This window comes from Neobacillus sp. Soil_C_43 (genome assembly GCF_057656715.1).
On sequence record NZ_JBDGJV010000041.1, the window covers coordinates 1 to 895 of the forward strand.

At 52.0% G+C, this 895-nt stretch carries 1 rRNA gene; it reads right to left on the minus strand.

Annotated features, from left to right (window positions below):
* Nucleotides 1-894: ribosomal RNA gene (locus tag AC3A54_RS25480) — 23S ribosomal RNA — on the minus strand; the annotation flags it as partial.
* Nucleotide 895 lies beyond the last annotated feature (1 nt).

The window sequence follows — 895 nt, forward strand, 5'->3', positions numbered from 1 at the left end:
ACTACGTGAGGCTAGCCCTAAAGCTATTTCGGAGAGAACCAGCTATCTCCAAGTTCGATTGGAATTTCTCCGCTACCCACACCTCATCCCCGCACTTTTCAACGTGCGTGGGTTCGGGCCTCCATCCAGTGTTACCTGGACTTCACCCTGGACATGGGTAGATCACCTGGTTTCGGGTCTACGACCACATACTCAATCGCCCTATTCAGACTCGCTTTCGCTGCGGCTCCGTCTCTTCAACTTAACCTTGCATGGGATCGTAACTCGCCGGTTCATTCTACAAAAGGCACGCTATCACCCATTAACGGGCTCTAACTACTTGTAGGCACACGGTTTCAGGAACTATTTCACTCCCCTTCCGGGGTGCTTTTCACCTTTCCCTCACGGTACTGGTTCACTATCGGTCACTAGGGAGTATTTAGCCTTGGGAGATGGTCCTCCCTGCTTCCGACCGGATTTCTCGTGTCCGGCCGTACTCAGGATCCACTCAGGAGGGAACGAAGTTTCGACTACAGGGTTTTTACCTTCTCTGACGGGCCTTTCCAGGCCGCTTCATCTACCCCGTTCCTTTGTAACTCCATGTTGAGTGTCCTACAACCCCAAGAGGCAAGCCTCTTGGTTTGGGCTATGTCCCGTTTCGCTCGCCGCTACTCAGGGAATCGCGTTTGCTTTCTCTTCCTCCGGGTACTTAGATGTTTCAGTTCCCCGGGTATGCCTTCAATACCCTATGTATTCAGGTAAAGATACTGTTCCATTACGAACAGTGGGTTCCCCCATTCGGAAATCTCCGGATCAAAGCTTACTTACAGCTCCCCGAAGCATATCGGTGTTAGTCCCGTCCTTCATCGGCTCCTAGTGCCAAGGCATTCACCGTGCGCCCTTTCTAACTTAACCT